The sequence below is a fragment of the Streptomyces sp. NPDC049887 genome (genome assembly GCF_040656535.1).
Taxonomy (GTDB): domain Bacteria; phylum Actinomycetota; class Actinomycetes; order Streptomycetales; family Streptomycetaceae; genus Streptomyces.
This window is the reverse complement of sequence record NZ_JBFAMM010000050.1, coordinates 1-1506: the sequence shown is the minus strand read 5'-3', so window position 1 is coordinate 1506 and position 1506 is coordinate 1. Positions and strand designations below refer to the sequence as shown.

The 1506-nt window shown below is 73.6% G+C and carries 2 protein-coding genes; both read left to right on the top strand.

Going from position 1 to position 1506, the window contains the following annotated elements; translation table 11 throughout:
• On the top strand, positions 1–912 hold a 912-nt coding region (locus AB0J10_RS31710), incomplete at its 5' end, for an alpha/beta fold hydrolase (RefSeq protein WP_363066544.1).
• Positions 913–934: 22 nt separating this feature from the next.
• Positions 935–1506, top strand: a 572-nt coding sequence (locus AB0J10_RS31705; RefSeq protein WP_363066542.1) for a TauD/TfdA family dioxygenase, incomplete at its 3' end; no start/stop codon positions are given.

Sequence of the window (1506 nt, the reverse complement as noted above, 5' to 3'; positions counted from 1 at the left end):
ACCCTCAAGGACGTCACCCGCCACCCCGTCCTCACCGACCTCGCCGCACTCCTCGACACCGACACCACCGACACCACCCACGACCAACCGGCCCCGAACGGCCCGGGCGCGGCGCCGGGCACTGGCCGCACCGCCGGAGACCGTCTGCTGGAGCGCCTGTCGGAGCCGAAGGAAGCAACCGCCGGTGTCCTGGTCTGCTTCCCCTACGCGGGTGGCAACGCGGTGAACTTCCAGCCCTTGGCCGGTGTCCTGGCGGCCGACGGACCGGCCGTGTACGCCGTCGAGCTCCCCGGACACGACCTGGCGGCCGCCCGTGAACCCTTCGCACCGCTGGAGCAGGTGGTCGAGCGGGTCGTGGACGAGGTCATCGGCCTGGGCGCCGCCCGGGTGCTGCTGTGGGGCCACTCCTCCGGCACCGCTCCCGCCGTGGAGACGGCGCGGAGGCTCCAGGAGCGCGGCGGCGAGGTCGAACGGGTGTTCCTCGCCGCTCAGCTGCTCGGCGGAGCGGCGGAACGGCGGAGCGCCGTCGAAAGGCTCACCCGCAGGAGCAACGCCGAGATCGCCGCCGGACTGGGCGACGGCCGCGGCCACACCGGACTCGGCGAGCTGGACGCCGAGCGCGCCGAGCACGTCGGTGCCGCCTACCGCCACGACTGCGTGGCCGCCCACGAGTACTTCGCCGGCCTCCTGGAGGCCCCGCCCGCCGTACGGCTGTCCGCGCCGGTCACCGTCGTCGTGGCCGCGGACGACCCGGTCACGGCACACCCCGGACGGCACCGCGACTGGCGGCTGCTGGCCGAACACGTCGATCTGTACGAACTCGCCGACGGAGGCCACTACTTCCTCCGCACCCGTCCGGCCGAGGCGGCACGAGCCGTGCTGCGCGCCGCTGCCCTGCCGGCTCCCTCCTGAGCCGCGACCGAAAGGAAAAGAAATGTCGTCCTCATCCCACGCGTCACTGCTCGACGTGGAGTCGCGGCCGGGCAGGCCCCCGGTCCTGCACGTCGAGTCCCCCGGGGACGCGGCGAGCTGGGCGGCCGGGCAGCGGGACGCACTGCGCTCCCTGGTGGCCGAGCACGGCTCGGTGCTGGTGCGCGGTCTGGGACTGCGTGAGGCGGACCAGGTCGGCGCGGTCTTCCAGCAGCTCGCCGGCGGGCCGCTGATGACCGAACGGGAGGCGTTCGCCGCGCGCGAGTCGTACCGGGACGGTGTGTACTCCTCCACGGCGTGGCCGCCCAACCAGCCGATGTGCATGCACCACGAACTCAGCTACACGACGACCTTCCCCGGCATGATGATGTTCGCGTGCCTGACCGCGCCGGCCGCCGGCGGGGTCACCGGGGTCTCGGACGCCACGGCCGTGCTGCAGGCGCTGCCGACGGCGATGGTGGAGCGCTTCGAGCGGGAGGGGTGGCTGCTCACCCGCAGCTACAACGACGAGATCGGCGCCTCCTGGTCCGAGGCGTTCGGCACCGACGACCGGACCGCCGTCGAGGAGTACTGCCG